A 15,094-nucleotide genomic window follows, 5' to 3' on the forward strand; every position below is an offset into this window, starting at 1 on the left:
ACCACATGGCGCTACTTCCTTCGGGCGTGCAGCAGCAGGATCGACGAGGCGCTCGGCACGGCGCAGGCGAGTCGGTCCAGGGCGCGCAGCGGACGCGGTACGCCGTGGAAGGGGGCGCCGGCGACACGTACGACGTCGAAGCCGGACGCGGCGACGAACTCCCGCAGCGCGCGGGCGGTGTAGAGCCGCAGATGCCCGACGACCTCGCTCCCCGGACGGCCGTGGATGCCGCGCAGGCTGACCTCCGAGAAGACGGGCTGCACGCCCGCGAGCAGGAGCCCTCGGTTGTACCAGGCGGCGAGGTTGGGTGTGGACAGCATCAGATGCCCTCCTGGCCTGAGTACTCTCCGCAACTCGTCGAGCGCGCTGTCGGGGTCGACGAGATGCTCGATGACCTCGCTGAAGAGAACGGCGTCGGCGGCTCCGTCGGCGAACGGAAGCCCACCGTCGGTGAGTTCACCGCGTACGACGTACGGAAGATGCGCGTGCGCCCGCTTGAGGGCGTCCTGCGACCAGTCGACGCCGATCACGCGATGACCCGCGAGGAGCGGGGCCGCGGTCGCAGCGGCGGTACCGTCGCCGCAGCCGATGTCCAGGACGACGGCGGTACGCGCGGTGGCGGGGCCGATGGCTTCGGCGAGCATCCGGGCCTGGCGGAGGCTGCGGGCGTCGCCGGACGCGACGGGGACGGAGGGGTCCTCGTAGAAGTCCCGCAGGTCACGGGGGGCGGTGCTGGTGCTGGTGCTGGTACTCGTGCTTGTCGTCACGGTGTCGTCCCCTCCTCCGTGGCATGGAGGTAGTGCTCGAAGAGGTCACGCAGATGGGCCCCGTCGCCGCTGCTGAGCAGGGTCTTCGACCAGCGCAGGGCGACGTGCAGACGGCCCGCGGTGGACGCCGTGGTCACGGTCAGGCCGCGTGGCAGGCGTGCGGGCGCGGAGAACCAGACGGCGTGCGCGCGACCGGCGTCACCGAAGTCGAGGGAGTAGGGAATGCGTCCGATGTTGCTGAGCAGCGTGGTGGAGGTCCAGGGCGCGGCGGCCCTGCGCAGGCCGCGCGTGACGGCGGCCCTGAGGGTGACGGGCAGGACGGGCGAGGTCAGGAGGGCGGCGCCGCGGCCGAGTTGGGGCCGGGGGAGCGCCTTGAGGGCACGGGTGCGGTCGGCGGTGCGCCGCAGCAGCGCCCCGATCTCCTCCGGGCCCCAGTCCTCGGAGGTCAACTCGGCTGCGGTGAACGGCACTTCGACGAGCCGGGTGCCGTTGCCGATGGGCATGTCCATACTGCGGGGCCGGTCGTCGACGGGCATGGTGATCCGGAAGGGCCTGGGCCGCGCCCCGTGCTCCCGGTTCCAGTGCGCGATCATCAGCGCGGTCGCCACCATGAGCTGATCGTTCACGGTGAACGGCGCCCCCTTGGGCCGCCGCGGCACGGGCAGCTCGACGACGAGCATGCCGTTGCCGGGAGAGGGCTCGGGGGCGCCACGGGAGACACGGGCGGGGGGAGCCCAGCCGGATCCCGCGTCACCGACCGCCTCCGCGCTCTCGGGCACGGCGACGGAGGAGGGCGCCGCGCGCAGGGGAGGCGCGGCGGGGGAGTTGTCCTGCCCGCCGTACAGCTCGGCGGCGGTGGCGAGAACACGGAGGCAGGCGGGGCCGTCGAGGGCGGTGTGATTGATGGTGAGGAAGAGGACACTGCCGGTGCCTTTGCCCGTACCGGCGTTCGCACCGCCGCTCCTCGAGGCGAGAGCGTCACCGGAACCCCCACCCCCGCCGAAGCCAACCGTGTCCCCCTCCCCGTCCGAGGCGATCACCTCCAGGCGGATCGGCGGAGACGCAGACAAAGGTGGGGCCTGGGAGAGGGAGCGGGCGCGGGCCTTCTTCAGGGCGTCCCGTTCCGGCGCGGGGAACGTCACCACCTCCACGTCGGGACCCGGCGTCAGTTCCCACTCGTAGCGGCGCCGGTACCAGGGCCCCCGCGCCTCCCGCATCAGGATGCGCGGGTGGCGGCGCAGGGCCTCCGTGAACGCGGCCTTCAGGCGGGCCGGGTCCGGGCTGCCGGGCAGGTGGACCTCGATGTGTACCGTCTCCGGCTCCTCCTCCTGGAGGCAGTGCCTGGAGACCTCGTCGACGACGGGGAACGGCACGCGCCCAGGGGGCTGTTCGGGTCCGTCCGCGTGACGTGCCGGGTGATCGAGTGCGGTCATCGGTCCGTGTCCTCCCCGGAGGCGGTCGGCGCCGTGGCTCCCGTGAGCCCGTCCGCCGACGTCGGCCTGCGCCGCCTGAAGCGCGCGGTCCGCGTGGTCCGAGAGGTCCGTGCGCCCGGCGGCGGAAGCTCCGCCTGTGCGGACGCGGGGCCCCTCGCGGAGATGGTCGAGCTGGCGGCCTGCGGCGTGCCACCCGCCTCTTGAGCGCCGCCTTGAGCGCCGTCACCTGCCCCCGCACCCGGCCCGTTCGCCCCGCGCTTCCTGCGCGGCAGCGGCCTCGTGCCCAGGTCCGGGTCGGGCCCCAACGGCGACCCCAGCGGTGGGGTGTGGCCGCTCTCCGGGTGAGGCGTCGCCGGTGGAGTATGGGGCGGAGGCGGCCCCCACGGAGCGGCCTCGCCCCCCTCGCCACCGGTGTCCCCGGATGCTGCCGAGGTTCCCGCAGCAGCTCCCCGCACACTCACGAGCGCCGCGAACAGCGCGATGAGAGCCAGGAGTTGAGCGGCCGGGCTGAACGCACCCGCGTCCGACGTGGTCGGCTCACCCGCCCCCACCGCCGCCACGATCCCCGCCCCGGCCATCGCCGCGAACGCGAGCGGGACGAGCAGCGCGTGACGGCGCCACGCGAGCAGGGCGAGCGCGGGCACGAGCAGCGCGAACCAGCCCGCGATCACCACGCCCACCAGCGTCAGCGCCACCGTGCCGAGGATCAGACCCGGCGCGGGCGGCGTGACGTCGGGCCCGTCCGGGTTCGGCTCGCGGCGCCGGTACAGGACCAGGGCGATCAGGGCGAGGATGGCGACACCGCCGCCGATCAGGCCGATCTCGTAGATCCGGGACGGCTCGTACGACAGCTTGACCGTCCCGCCCTCGCCCTTCGGGATCAGGAAGCCCTGCTGCCAGCCGTCGAGGCGCACGGACGACAGCTCCTTGCCGTTGAGCGTGGCCTTCCAGCCGTCGTTGATGTTCTCGTAGGTCGAGAGGTACGAGGACGCGCCCGCGCCCACCGTCAGCTCGCGGCGGTCGCCCAGCCAGTCCTTGATGTTCAGGGAGCGCGACTCGTTGTCGACCTCACCCGGCGTCCCCTGCGTCATCGAGACGTCCATCAGGGCGATCGGGCCCGCGTCTCCTGCCTCGACGGTGTGCTCGCCGGAGCCGAGCGACACGGTCGTGTTCTCCGAGCCCCGCGAGCAGAGCGTCACCTCGATGGGCCGCCGCTCGGTCAGGTCCCGTACCGAGCCCTTCGCGCTCGTCGCGTGCAGCTTGCCGTCGATGGCGAGCATCGGCCCTTCGCCGCAGGCGAGTTCGAAGGTGTCCGAGGCCGGAGGCTGCTTCGTGCGGTACTTGTCCAGGGCCGGGACGTAGACCTCGGTGAGCCCGACAGGGAGCTGCAACTGGGCGTCGGCCACCGGGTTGTGGACCGTCAGCGGTGCGGTCTGCGTGATGGTGATGGTCAGCTCGTCCGTGGTGATCGGGGCGAACCGCGCGTTGCCGTTCTCGTCGACACCGGCGATCGCCGCGCCGTCCGGCGAGCTGATCTCGATCTTCTCGGGGCGGGTCGAGAGTCCGCCCGCCGCAGGCAGGACGATCTCGTCGATCTCCTGCTTGCCCTTCCACTTCAGAGTGATCTCCGGATTGTCGCCCGCGATCCAGGCCGTCGTCAGGTCGCCGTCCGTGAGATTGCGCGGAGAGAGACTGCCGCCGAGCTTCGAAGTGGACTTCGCGCTCGCGATGATCTGGTCCTTCTGCTCCGGCGCCACCTTGTAGAGGAGCTTGTCGAGCTCGTCCCCTTGCACGGCGACCGCGCTCGCCTTCACCTCGTACTCGCCCTCGGCCGGAGTCGAGAAGCGCCGGTGCAGGCCCGACTCGGCGTTCACCGGCGACAGCGCGCTCGGGTCCGATGAACGGTGCATCGAGTACGTCGTCGCCTCGGCGCCCTCGTCGGGCACCCTGGCGGAGGCCCCGGTGTCCTGGGGCAGCTGGAGCAGCTTCGTCACCCGTACACCCGGAACGGTGATCTCCGAGAACCCGGCGCCCGTCAGGCCTTCGCGGCCGATCTGCGCGTCCAGGATCGTGACCTTCAGCCAACTCGACTCACCGGCCGGCACCTTGATGCTCTGCCGCATGCCGTTGGGCTGCAGCGGACTCGTGCGGGTGCCCTGCTCCGTCTCCACCCGCACCCGCGTGGGCGCGGCCCGCACGCCGTCCTGCGGCAGCGGCGTGACCTTGATCGAGGAGGGGATCGACTCCTTGGAGCGGAACTCCGCCTTGATCCAGGCGCCCTTCGGCTTTCCGGGGCTGCCCTCGGCCCACGCCGTGTCCGGGTTGCCGTCGAAGGCGTTCACGGGGTCGTACTGCGGCAGGTGGAAGAGCCAGTTGCCGTAGCTCGACGCCGTCACGGACTTCGCGCCGCGCAGCTCGGCCGTCGTCTGGTGCTCGATCCCCTCGGTGGGCAGGATCTGGTGCGGCTTCTTGCCCGCGTCCTGGAGGGCCCCGCTCGCGTTGCGTTCGCCGGGTGTGTACGTATAGGAGGTGTTGGAGCTGACAAGGCCGAAGCGCGTGTCGGCGCGGCGCAGACCGTCACCGACCGCCTGGAGGGCCGGAGTTCCGACACCCGGGTGGTTGTCGCCCGTCAGGACGGAGGGGCGGTCCCGCATCGAGGGGTCGGCGGAGAGCTGGAGCAGCGACTCGGGGCCGCCGCTCACCACGGCCGTGTTCGACACCGGCTTGATCCCGGCCTGACCCGGCCGCTGGCCGCCCGACCCCGGGGCGTAGATCTCCACCGCGCGCTGGCGCGGGTAGAGGCCCTCGACCTGGAGAGGCGTGTCGTTGGGGATGATGCCGCCGGTCTCCGTCGGACCGAAGCCGGTGATCCGCTTGTATCCCGACTCCTCCAGGGTCCGCTTGACGGTCGCGGTCGGTACGTTGCCGATCTGGTCGGGGTCGAGGTCGTTGCGTACGACGACGTAGTACATGCCCGCGCGCGACAAGTAGTCGCGCAGGCCGGTGACTTCGCCGCCCGTCGCGAGCGCCTGCTCCACCGCGTCCATCGCGCGCCTGTTGCCGGGCGTACCGAACGGCACGTAGTCCCGCTGCGCCCAGCGCGAGTCGGCGAGCACGTCGAGGGGCTGGTCGATGGGCGAGCCCCAGGTGTAGATGCCGTGCGCGGTGGCGGGCACCACGAGCGCACGCGAGTCGGGGGAGTACTTCTTCAGCCAGTCGGACGTCGTCTGCCAGTACGTCGGCAGCTTCTTGAACGAACCGGGCTGGAGGATGGAGCCGTTGAGGTAGGGGAAGGCGAGTCCCGGAAGTACGAGCACGGCGGCGATCAGCGGGGCGTAGCGCCGCCCGCGCACCGGCCGCACCCCGCGCGTCTGCGCGGCCACGCCCACGACATGCATCAGGCCGAAGACGAGGGCGAGCGCGAGGCCCGTCTGGAACTTGTAGATGTTGCGGAACGGGACGAGCCAGCCGTTCAGCCACGACTGCATGGTCTCGTGGAAGGGCGCCCCGAACGCGCCGCCGTACCCGGCGAGCGTGACGAGGACGACCGAGAGCACGGTCAGGACGAGCCAGCGCCGCTCGGGCATGTCGCGCCGCGCGAGCCCGGCCAGACCGATGGCTGCGGCGAACGCCGAGCAGACCACGACGATCACGGACGTCGCGACCGCCCACCCGGCGGGCAGCCACGCCTCGCCGAAGTGCAGATACGCGACCCAGTTGCCCGCGCCGCGCAGCGCCTCCGTGGCCGACATCGTGCCGGTCGTCGTCGCCGAAGTCTCCACGTACGGGAGGAAGTTCTCGCCGTAGATGCCCAGCATCAACAACGGCACCATCCACCAGGCGGTGGCGAGGATGACGCCGGGCACCCACCAGGTGATCAGCTTCCGTTTGCGCGGACCGTTCGGTCTCGAAAGGAGATACAGGCCCACCGGCAGCAAGGACGCGAGCGTCGCCGCCGCGTTCACGCCGCCCATGAAGGGGATGACGAGCGCGGACCGCAGGGCGGCGGAGCGCGCGCTGATCCGGTCGTTCGTCAGCGGGAGCAGCACCCACGGAAGGAGGGCGCCGGGCAGCGCCGCCGCCGACGTCGAGCCGACGACGATCGTGAACGTCGGCCACAGGGCGAACGCCACCGCGCCGAGCAGCCTGCTCGCGCCGCTGCCGATCCGCATCCTCTCGGCGAGCCGGAGCACGCCCCAGAACGCGGTGGCCACGATCAGCGAGAGCCAGAGCCGCTCCGCGAGCCACACCGGCAGGTGGACGAGCTTGGCCAGGCCGTAGAACGGCAGCATCGGCCACGTGTATCCGACGTACTGGTCCTGGATCCCGCCGAACCCGCCCCGGTCGTGCCAGAGCTGGCCCAGGTCGGAGAGGAACTGCCAGGGGTCGACGGCCACACCCAGCTTGGTGTCGAACGTCATCCGCCCCGGCTTCACGGCCAGGAGGAGGACGAACACCACGGCCCAGAACCCGAGCAGCCAGCGCCGCGAGCGCGGGCCTCCGCCGGGTTCGGGGGCGTCAGCCGTGGGCCGGACTGCCGCCGGGGGTGGGGCCTGGACCGTGGTCATGGACACCGCCTGAGGATGAGGAGGAGATTCCAGGTGGCGAACTCGCGTACACCCGGCACTTTGGTGATGCCACCGGCCAGGAACGGCCAGTAGCGGGACCGCGCGGACACGACGGACACGTCGTCCCTCGCCCGAACCTGGCGCAGGGTCGGTCCGATGTGGTGGGCGAAGAGGTTCTCGCCCAGCGTGTGTTTGGCTGCCTTGCCGGTACGCCGTTCATAGCGGGCCCGCGCACGGTCGCCGCCCAAGTAGTGCCAGGGCGCCCACTCGTGGCCGCCCCACGGCGAGTACCAGTTGGTGAAGGAGACGTAGACAAGACCGCCGGGCTTCGTCACCCGCACCATCTCGCTGAGGAACGTCTGCGGATCGTCCACGTGCTCGAGGACGTTGGAGGAGAAGGTGACGTCGGCGACGCCGTCCCCCAGGGGGAGCAGGTATCCGTCGGCGACGACGGCGCCCTGAGGAGGCTTGGCGCCCAGCTCGGCCGGGTCCGGCTCGAAGAGGAAACTCTGGGCGCCGCGCCGCCGGAACTCCTCGGTGAAGTAGCCCCCGCCGCCGCCGACATCGACGACGACGCGGTCCCTGACCGGTCCATAGGCCTCGACCTGGTCGGCGGCGTCACGGGCGAGCAGGGTGTAACACCGCTCGGGCTCTTGCTGCTCGCGCAGGAAGGCCCGGAAGAGGGTGACGGAACGGCGCAGGGACGGGTCCTTCACACGGACCCCTGGTGCGTGGCTTGATGGGTGATGACCGCCTCGGCGGCCACCGCCTGGAACTCGCGTACGGAGTTGGCCCACCGGAAGCTGGTGGCCCGCTCACTGGCGGCCTTGCCGAAGGCCCTGCGCCGCTCGGCGCTGAGCGCCAGGGTGCACCAGGCGGCGGCGAAGGAACTCTCGCCCCGGGCGAGCAGCCCCGTCACACCGTCCTCGATCGAGTCACGTACACCCGGTACGTCGAAGCCGATCGCCGGCGTCGAGCGGGTCGCCGCCTCGGTGATCACCAGGCCCCAGCCCTCCACGGCGGAGGGATGCAGGAGCATCCAGGCCTCGCAGAGCAGCCGGTGCTTCTCCGCCTCGGAGACATGGCCCTTGAACTCCACGCCGGGTCCTGCGATCTGCTGGAGCCGGGCGAGCTCGGGCCCGTCGCCCACGATCACCAGACGTCCGCCGGTGACGGGTCTGACGCGCTCCCAGAGCCGCAGCAGGAGATCGATGCGCTTGTACTCGACGAGCCGTCCCATCGCCAGGAACATCGGTTCGTCCGAGCGGGGGTGGAGCGGGCCCGGCTCCTCGACCCCGTTGTGGACGATGCGGATGCGCTCACGGTCGACGCCTATCGCGCGCAGGGCGTTGGACGTCGACGGCGACACGGCCACCAGGAGATTGCCGCGCTGGGCGCCGGAGAGCGACCAGTGCTCGAGTCTTCGGCCGAGCCGGGCCGCGGGGGCGAGCGCGCCCTGGAAGCGCATCCCCCACAGATCGGTGTGGACGTGGTTGACCAGGCACAGCGTGGGCCCGCGGTGCCACAGCGGCGCCAGGTACGGCATGCCGTTGCAGACCTCGACGAGCAGATCGCAGTCGCCGACCTGCCGGGTGAAGGCGGAACGCGAGCGCAGATAGTGCCCGAGGTCACCGCCCGCCGACACGACGCGGTAGTCGCGGAACGCGGCCGGGCCCCCGCACAGGAGGGTGACCTGGTGGCCGAGCTTGCTCAGGCCGTCGGCCAGCCGGTCGACGAGCAGTTCGGATCCGCCCGCTGCCGGGTTGGCGAGGTCGCGGCGGGCGAGAAAAACGATCCGGCGCGGCTGCGGGGGAGGTGCCGGAGGCCGTTGCGCGACCCGCGGGGTGGCGGCGCGCAGCGGGGAAGGCACGTGCTGGGGCATGCGTGCTCCAACTCGTCAGGGTGCGGAACCGTGAGGTGCTATGAGGGTTCTGGAGGGGGGTGCACCGTTCGGGGGGTCGCTTGTCGCTTGCGGAGGCGCTGTGCTCGTACTGTGCGGGGTGGTGCGGGGTGGTGCGGGGCTGTGCGGGGGCGGTACGGGGCTGTGCGGGGATTGTGCTCGGGTGGGGTCGTTAGTTTTCGCTGCCGTGTTCGGCGCGGCTACTCACCGAAGTGACAATTTCTCGCCTTTCAAGAGCTGACGTCTCATCACATCGTGCTGTGTTGCAGGGTGGTTGGAGACGTATCACCATTCGGACCGTCCGGCTCCGCCGCCGTACCCGGACCATTCGACCCTTGTGTCCCACTGCCGGACCGTCGTCCCCGTACGACGAGAACGCCTCCCACGATCACGAGCAGCCCACCCAGCGCACCCGTCCCGACGGGCAGCGTCTCGCCCACGAGCTCGAGGCGGCTGCTGTCGTCGTCGGCGAGCTTGACCTGTGCCTTCTGCGTCTTGGGCGTGAACGCGATGCGCTCGCTGTCGAGCAGCACCGTCGCGTCCTTGTCCGATCCTGGCGCGCGCAGCGTCTTGCGGGGGCCGATCGCCGCGTAGATGATCCGGCCCGTGCGTTTGTCGGCGACAAGATCGACGCCGTGGTTGGCGTACCACTCCTCGGCGAGCACGTTGCTGCGCTTGGGCTGACCCACAAGGCGGCCCGGCACAAGGCGGGTTCCGGTCTTCGCGGGCTTCACCTTCGCGGTGAAGCGGTAGCCCTCGTAACCCTGGATCTTCTTCGTGCCCCTGAAGGTCAGCGGGACGGTCGCGCCGAGCGTGTTGTCCCACCAGGTGTAGGAGCGTTTCTGCACGTCGAAGGGGAACTTGAGGTAGGCCTCGCCCTCGAAGTACGGCGTCTCGCCGCAGCAGTGCACGGGCTCGTTCGTCCTGCGGTCGGTGACCCAGCGCTCCGTCGTCCACTGGAGCGAATCGTGCGGATCGGCGGCCGGGAGCGAGCTGTCCGGGTCGACCGACGTGGACACGTCCCAGACCGCGTGCTCGTCGTTGCTGTCGTCCACGTCGCCGCGCACCTGACGCGTGATCGTGAGGTTCTTGTCGTGCACGGTCTTGATCTTCTCGGTGTCGAAATAGCTGCCCTTGCCCTTGAAGACCGTCGTGATGTCGACGTCGACGGGCGTGCGCTTCGCACGTGGTTCGACGTACCACGCGAGCATCGGGGCCAGGACGAGCAGAAAGACGCCGAGTCCGAGGAGGATCAGCGAGAGGGGAGAGGCTGTGCGGCGCATCCGGCACTCCTGGGGGCGGGTGAGAAGTGTTACCGAGCCGTATGGGGCCGGAACGCTAGGCGGACCCTTGACGAAGTGTCAATGCGTTGATGAGACTGGGCACTTGCCGGGCGGGGCCGGTTTGGGGCTGTACGAACGACATCCGTGCACACCGCACGAACGACTTCCGTGCGGCCTGTGCGACCTGGGTGGGGACGACCTCCAGCAGAGAGGCTGACCCTGACATGCACCGACTGCTCGCCGCCGGACTGACCGCAGCGGTCGCCGCGGTTCTCGCCGTGGCCGCCGCCTTCGGCATCGTCGCGGCCCTGAACGCGACGCCGGAACAGCCCAACACGCCCCTTGTGCACTTCGAGGCTCCCCCACAGGGGCAGTGAGTGGCCGTGCCCGTGACCGAGAGCCAGGGGCTTTCCACCCGCTCGGCCTGGCGCGACGTACCGCCCCTGCTCGTAAGGCAGTTCGCCGCGCTCGCCCTGGACGAAGTGCCCGCCCTCGCCCAGGACATCCTGCGGGAGATCCGCGCCGAGTACCCAGGGCTGCCCGTCGTCCTCGACGACTCGGGCGAGCCCATGGCGCTCATCGGCATCCGCCGCGCCCTTGAGGGGTTCGTCCAGCAGATCGCGTCCGCCGAAGGGCGGCCGTGCTACCCCCTTGAGGTCTTCCAGGAGTTCGGCAGGGGCGAGGGCCTGCACGGCCGCAGCCTCGACTCGCTCCAGGCGATCTACCGGCTCGGGGTACGGCTCGCCTGGCGCCGCCTTGCCGAGATCGGCCAGCAGATCGAGATCCCGCCACCGGCCATGTACGAACTCGCCGAGTCGGGCTTCGAGTATCTGGACGGCCTGGTCGACCAGTCCGTACGCGGATACGCCGAGGCCGCTGCCCGGCAGGCGGGCGAACGGTTGCGCCTGCAAAGGAAGTTGATGGAGCTGATCCTCGCCGAGCGGCGAGGTGACTCCGGGTCGGGGATGTCGGCCGATTCCGGTTCCACTTCCGGTTCCGGAGCCGGCTCGCACTCCGCGTCGAGGCGCCCCGACGCCCGCAGCGCGCTCGACGAACGGGCCGCCCGCGTCGGCTGGCAGCTACCCGAGCGGGTCGCGGTCGGCGTACTCCTGCGCCCGGCGAGGGAAGCCGTGGCGCCCGCCGTCGGACAGGGCGTCCTGCTCGACATGGAGACCGAGCAGCCCCGCATGGTCGTCCCCGACCCGGAAGCGGCGGGCCGCCCCGAGCTGCTCCGGCGCACCATGGCGGGCTGGTCCGGCGCGATCGGCCCGCCCGTACCGCTCGCCGACGCCGCGAAGTCACTGCGCTGGGCGGAGGCCGCGGTCCGCCTGATGGAGCGCGGCCTGTTGCCGTCGGGCGAGGTCCTGCACTGCACCGAGCACACCGAGGCCCTGGTCCTGCTCCAACCCGAGGAGCTCATCGAGGACTTGGCCCGCCGCTGCCTGGCCCCGCTCGCGCACTGCGGCCCCGCGCACGGCCGCCGCCTCGCCGAGACGCTGCTCGCCTGGCTGGAGACGAGGGGCGGCGCACCGGAGGTCGCGGCCCGCCTCGGGGTGCATCCGCAGACGGTGCGCTACCGCCTGCGGCAGATCAGGGAACTGTGGGGCGACGAGGTCGACGACCCGGACCGCCGCTTCGAGCTGGAACTGGTGCTCAGGGCGCGGCGGTTGAGGGGGGAGCTGGGCCGGGCGGTCTGAGGCGAGCGGGATGAGGTGGGCCGTGCGGGGCCGTGCGGGTAGCCTGCCGCAATGGACATAGCGGTACGCGCGCAGGCAGCACTCGGCGAGGGCCCCACCTGGGACCATGCCGCCCGGCGACTGATCTGGGTCGACATCCTGAGCTCACGCGTCCACACGTACGACCCCTCGACCGGGCACCGCTCGGTCATGGCCACCGAACAGCACGTCGGCGCCGCGAAGCCGCGCGCGGGCGGCGGCCTCGTGGTCAATCTCCGCGACGGCGTGGGTCTCTACGACTCCATGGCGGAGGGCGGCGCGTTCCGCTGGCTGCACCACGAGGTCGTACCGGGCCGCCGTGGCAACGACGCGGTGGTCGCCCCCGACGGCGCGCTCTGGGCGGGCACGATGCGCTACGACGAGGCGACGGGCGGCGGCAACCTGATCCGGCTGACCGGCGACGGCACGGCGACCGAGGTCTTCGGTGACGTGTCCGTCAGCAACGGCACGGGATGGAGCCCGGACAGCCGCTTCATGTACTACGTAGACACCCCGACGCGCCGCATCGACGTACTGGAACTGCGCGACGGCCAACTCCCGCTCTCCAGGCGCCCCTTGGCGACCATCGAGGCCGACGCCGGATACCCCGACGGGCTCACCGTCGACGCCGACGGCTGCGTCTGGGTCGCCCTGTGGGACGGCGCCGCCGTACGCCGCTACACCCCGTCCGGCGACCTGGACCGGGTGATCGAGCTGCCGGTGGCCCGCCCGACCGCGTGCGCGTTCGGCGGCGCGGGGCTGAGCGACCTGTACATCACCTCCGCCAGTACGGGACTTGCGGCGCCGCACCCCATGTCCGGGTCCGTGCTCGTGGTGCCGGACGCCGGGCAGGGCGTGGAGCAGGCGGCGTTCGCGGGGTGAGAAGAGCGCCGCGACCGGCGTGGAAGAGGCGGTTTGCCCCATAGGGGAAGTCGATGCCGCTGGAACATTCGATTCCGCACACAACCTTCACGGCAGCGGCTTCCTCTGTTACCCGCGCCTCACTTAGCCTCCATGCCTCATGGACTACTGCCACCCGTGCCACAGGCACCTCAACGGCGCCCTGGCCTGCCCGGGATGCGGAACCCCGGCCGAAGCCTGCCGTGAGTACGCGGAGGCGGTCGCGGCGCAGGCCGAACCGGACGGTTCCGAGCGCGCGTACGACGACGTGCCGCGCGGCAGGGGCCGCCGCCGGGAGCGCGGACGCCGGGCGCACCGGCGCAGACGCCGCAAGGTCCTGTTGATCACCGCAGGGCTCGCGCTCGCGGCCGGTGGCCTGAGCCTGGCCGAGCTCGGCATTGAGGGCCCCTCGGACGAACCGACGGCGGCGTCCTCGCCGGACGCGGGAGCGGAAAGTTCCGCGTCAAGGACGCCGGACGACCCGGAGAGCGGCACGGCGGCGGAAGCCGAGTCGGCCGCGGACGCGTCGGCCGACCCCTCGGCATCGGCTTCGGGGTCCGAGTCCGCGAAGGACAAGGCGTCCAAGGAAGCGAAGAAGGCCAGGGACCGCGAGACGACGGGCGAGGCCGACGAGGACCCCGATTCGGCCGCCCCGGAAACGACGTCGGCGCCGGACGCCCCGGGCAGTCCGGACGCTCCGGACACCCCCGGAACCACGCGCCCCACACCCCCGCCGACCACGCAGCAGCCGGACCCGACGACGCCCGAGCCTGAGCCGTCGCAGACGTGCGACCGCTTCCTGTGGTGGTGCACGTAGCGGTTCCACCACCGCGTACGAGCGTCAGACGGCGTCCTCGCCGACCATCCTCCGCAGCAGCCCGCGCAGCGAGAGCCGCTCCTCGCGGGTGAGCTCGGCGAGGGGCTCCCGCGCGAAGTCCAGCGAATCGCGCAGGCTGCGGGCGACCGTGAGCCCCTCCTCCGTCGGCGCCGCCAGCTTCACGCGGCGGTCGGCCGGGTCGGGCCGCCGCTCGACGAGTCCGCGCACCTCGAGCCGGTCGATGATCCCCGTGATGTTCGACGGCTCGCACTTCAGTTTCTGGGCTATGCGCCGCATGGGCAGGGGCTCGATGGAGAGCAGCCCCAGGACGCGTGCCTGCGCGCCGGTGAGGGCGTGCTTGCCCGCCGCGGCGTCGTACTCCTCGTAGTAACGCGCGACGACCGTGCCGATGAGCTCGACGACTTCCAGCGTCAGGGGGTCGGTGCGCGGGGTGCGGGAGCTGGTGGTGGCCATGCGCTCCAGGCTACCCCGATACTTGACATCATGAAATATGTAGGAGCATGGTTGTTTCACAACCTGAAGCATTTCCGTCACACCAGCCTGCTGGAAACGGCAGCCTGAGCAGCAGCAGGAGGACGCCCGCATGTCCGTCACCCCCGAGGCCCCCGGGTCCCAGCTCCCCGCCGTCAGCCGCGAATGGCACCTCGTGCGCCGCCCGCACGGCTGGCCGGTCCCGGAGGACTTCGCCCTGCGCGAGGCCCCTGTCTCCGCCCCGGCCGACGGCCAGATCCTGGTCCGCAACCTGCACTTCTCCGTGGACCCGTACATGCGCGGCCGGATGAACGACGTGAAGTCGTACACCCCGCCCTTCAAGCTGGACGAGCCCATGCAGGGCGGTGCGGTCGGCGAGGTCGTCGCGTCGAACGCCGAGGGCTTCGCGGTGGGCGACAACGTCCTGCACTTCGGGGGCTGGCGCGAGTACGCGGCCCTCCCGGCCAAGCACGCCACCAAGGTGGACGCGCAGGCCGCCCCGCTCTCGACGTACCTCGGTGTGCTCGGCATGACGGGCCTGACCGCGTACGCGGGCCTCTTCGAGGTCGCCTCGTTCAAGGAGGGCGACTCGGTCTTCGTCTCCGGCGCCGCGGGCGCCGTCGGCTCCCAGGTCGGCCAGATGGCCAAGCTCAAGGGTGCCTCGCGCGTCATCGGCTCGGCGGGCTCGGACGAGAAGGTGAAGAAGCTCGTCGAGGAGTACGGCTTCGACGCCGCGTTCAACTACAAGGACCCGCGCCCGGTCGTCGAGCAGCTGAAGGACGCGGCCCCCGACGGCGTCGACGTCTACTTCGACAACGTCGGCGGCGAGCACCTCGAAGCTGCCATCAGCCGCATGAACGTGCACGGCCGCGCCACCATCTGCGGCATGATCGCGGCCTACAACAACACCGAGCCGACGCCCGGCCCGCGCAACATGGCCATGATCATCGGTAAGCGCCTGCGCCTCCAGGGCGTGCTCGTCGGGGACCACGAGGCGCTGCAGCCGCAGTTCGTGAACGAGGTCGGCGCGTGGATCCGCTCCGGCGAGCTCAAGTACGACGAGACGTTCGTCGAGGGCGTCGAGAACGGCGTGGAGGCGTTCCTCGGGATGCTGCGCGGCGAGAACACGGGAAAGATGATCGTTTCCCTGGTCTGAGTCACGGGCACGCGAAACGCACCGCCGGAAGTCATCTTCCGGCATCCGATAAAGTGATTCCAC

Annotated in this window: 12 protein-coding genes; 5 read left to right on the top strand and 7 right to left on the bottom strand. The window is 71.2% G+C overall.

What is annotated here, in order from left to right:
- Window positions 1-11: 11 nt before the first annotated feature.
- The 6 genes from ACWFRJ_RS09335 to ACWFRJ_RS09360 all read right to left on the bottom strand — a co-directional run bounded on the left by ACWFRJ_RS09335 (window position 12) and on the right by ACWFRJ_RS09360 (window position 9,951).
- Window positions 12-767 (bottom strand): class I SAM-dependent methyltransferase, encoded by a 756-nt coding sequence (locus ACWFRJ_RS09335; RefSeq protein ID WP_453526252.1) that lies wholly within the window; start codon window positions 765-767, stop codon window positions 12-14.
- Entirely contained in the window at window positions 764-2,200 is a 1,437-nt protein-coding gene (locus ACWFRJ_RS09340; RefSeq protein ID WP_453526255.1) for a condensation protein, read from the bottom strand. The genes ACWFRJ_RS09335 and ACWFRJ_RS09340 overlap by 4 nt, the downstream gene beginning before the upstream one ends.
- On the bottom strand, window positions 2,197-6,768 hold the full coding sequence (locus ACWFRJ_RS09345; protein WP_453526258.1) for an alpha-(1->3)-arabinofuranosyltransferase domain-containing protein: 4,572 nt from the start codon (window positions 6,766-6,768) through the stop codon (window positions 2,197-2,199). The genes ACWFRJ_RS09340 and ACWFRJ_RS09345 overlap by 4 nt, the downstream gene beginning before the upstream one ends.
- On the bottom strand, window positions 6,765-7,484 hold the full coding sequence (locus tag ACWFRJ_RS09350) for a class I SAM-dependent methyltransferase (RefSeq protein ID WP_453526261.1): 720 nt from the start codon (window positions 7,482-7,484) through the stop codon (window positions 6,765-6,767). Before ACWFRJ_RS09350 ends, ACWFRJ_RS09345 begins: the two co-directional genes overlap by 4 nt.
- Entirely contained in the window at window positions 7,481-8,650 is a 1,170-nt protein-coding gene (locus ACWFRJ_RS09355) for a glycosyltransferase family 4 protein (protein ID WP_453526264.1), read from the bottom strand. Before ACWFRJ_RS09355 ends, ACWFRJ_RS09350 begins: the two co-directional genes overlap by 4 nt.
- A 266-nt stretch (window positions 8,651-8,916) precedes the next feature.
- The gene (locus ACWFRJ_RS09360; protein WP_453526267.1) at window positions 8,917-9,951 is read right to left on the bottom strand and encodes a DUF3068 domain-containing protein; all 1,035 of its coding nucleotides are present in this window, start codon (window positions 9,949-9,951) and stop codon (window positions 8,917-8,919) included.
- A 224-nt stretch (window positions 9,952-10,175) separates the two neighbouring features.
- Between ACWFRJ_RS09360 and ACWFRJ_RS09365 the strand changes: the two genes are divergently transcribed.
- The 4 genes from ACWFRJ_RS09365 to ACWFRJ_RS09380 all read left to right on the top strand — a co-directional run bounded on the left by ACWFRJ_RS09365 (window position 10,176) and on the right by ACWFRJ_RS09380 (window position 13,383).
- Window positions 10,176-10,328, top strand: a complete 153-nt coding sequence (locus tag ACWFRJ_RS09365; protein ID WP_453526270.1) for a hypothetical protein — start codon at window positions 10,176-10,178, stop codon at window positions 10,326-10,328.
- Window positions 10,329-10,334: 6 nt separating this feature from the next.
- Window positions 10,335-11,648 carry a PucR family transcriptional regulator gene (locus ACWFRJ_RS09370; RefSeq protein ID WP_453526273.1) on the top strand — a complete coding sequence of 438 codons (1,314 nt, stop codon included), beginning with the start codon at window positions 10,335-10,337 and terminating at the stop codon, window positions 11,646-11,648.
- A 51-nt stretch (window positions 11,649-11,699) separates the two neighbouring features.
- Window positions 11,700-12,548 carry an SMP-30/gluconolactonase/LRE family protein gene (locus ACWFRJ_RS09375; protein ID WP_453526276.1) on the top strand — a complete coding sequence of 283 codons (849 nt, stop codon included), beginning with the start codon at window positions 11,700-11,702 and terminating at the stop codon, window positions 12,546-12,548.
- 139 nt (window positions 12,549-12,687) lie between these two features.
- Complete coding sequence (locus tag ACWFRJ_RS09380) at window positions 12,688-13,383, top strand: SCO2400 family protein (protein ID WP_453526279.1); 696 nt, start codon at window positions 12,688-12,690, stop codon at window positions 13,381-13,383.
- 24 nt (window positions 13,384-13,407) lie between these two features.
- Here ACWFRJ_RS09380 and ACWFRJ_RS09385 read toward each other — a convergent pair whose 3' ends face one another.
- On the bottom strand, window positions 13,408-13,857 hold the full coding sequence (locus ACWFRJ_RS09385; protein WP_453526282.1) for a MarR family winged helix-turn-helix transcriptional regulator: 450 nt from the start codon (window positions 13,855-13,857) through the stop codon (window positions 13,408-13,410).
- Between the two features lie 130 nt (window positions 13,858-13,987).
- Between ACWFRJ_RS09385 and ACWFRJ_RS09390 the strand changes: the two genes are divergently transcribed.
- A complete protein-coding gene (locus ACWFRJ_RS09390; RefSeq protein WP_453526285.1) occupies window positions 13,988-15,031 on the top strand; it encodes an NADP-dependent oxidoreductase in 1,044 nt (347 codons plus the stop codon).
- The last annotated feature ends 63 nt before the right edge of the window (window positions 15,032-15,094 follow it).

This window comes from Streptomyces sp. NPDC055239 (assembly GCF_053606205.1).

Coding starts and splice junctions, on each gene's coding strand:
- ACWFRJ_RS09340 (WP_453526255.1), bottom strand. CDS start 2,200: ATGACCGCACTCGATCACCCGGCACGTCACGCGGACGGACCCGAACAG.
- ACWFRJ_RS09345 (WP_453526258.1), bottom strand. CDS start 6,768: ATGACCACGGTCCAGGCCCCACCCCCGGCGGCAGTCCGGCCCACGGCT.
- ACWFRJ_RS09355 (WP_453526264.1), bottom strand. CDS start 8,650: ATGCCCCAGCACGTGCCTTCCCCGCTGCGCGCCGCCACCCCGCGGGTC.
- ACWFRJ_RS09360 (WP_453526267.1), bottom strand. CDS start 9,951: ATGCGCCGCACAGCCTCTCCCCTCTCGCTGATCCTCCTCGGACTCGGC.
- ACWFRJ_RS09365 (WP_453526270.1), top strand. CDS start 10,176: ATGCACCGACTGCTCGCCGCCGGACTGACCGCAGCGGTCGCCGCGGTT.
- ACWFRJ_RS09375 (WP_453526276.1), top strand. CDS start 11,700: ATGGACATAGCGGTACGCGCGCAGGCAGCACTCGGCGAGGGCCCCACC.
- ACWFRJ_RS09380 (WP_453526279.1), top strand. CDS start 12,688: ATGGACTACTGCCACCCGTGCCACAGGCACCTCAACGGCGCCCTGGCC.
- ACWFRJ_RS09385 (WP_453526282.1), bottom strand. CDS start 13,857: ATGGCCACCACCAGCTCCCGCACCCCGCGCACCGACCCCCTGACGCTG.
- ACWFRJ_RS09390 (WP_453526285.1), top strand. CDS start 13,988: ATGTCCGTCACCCCCGAGGCCCCCGGGTCCCAGCTCCCCGCCGTCAGC.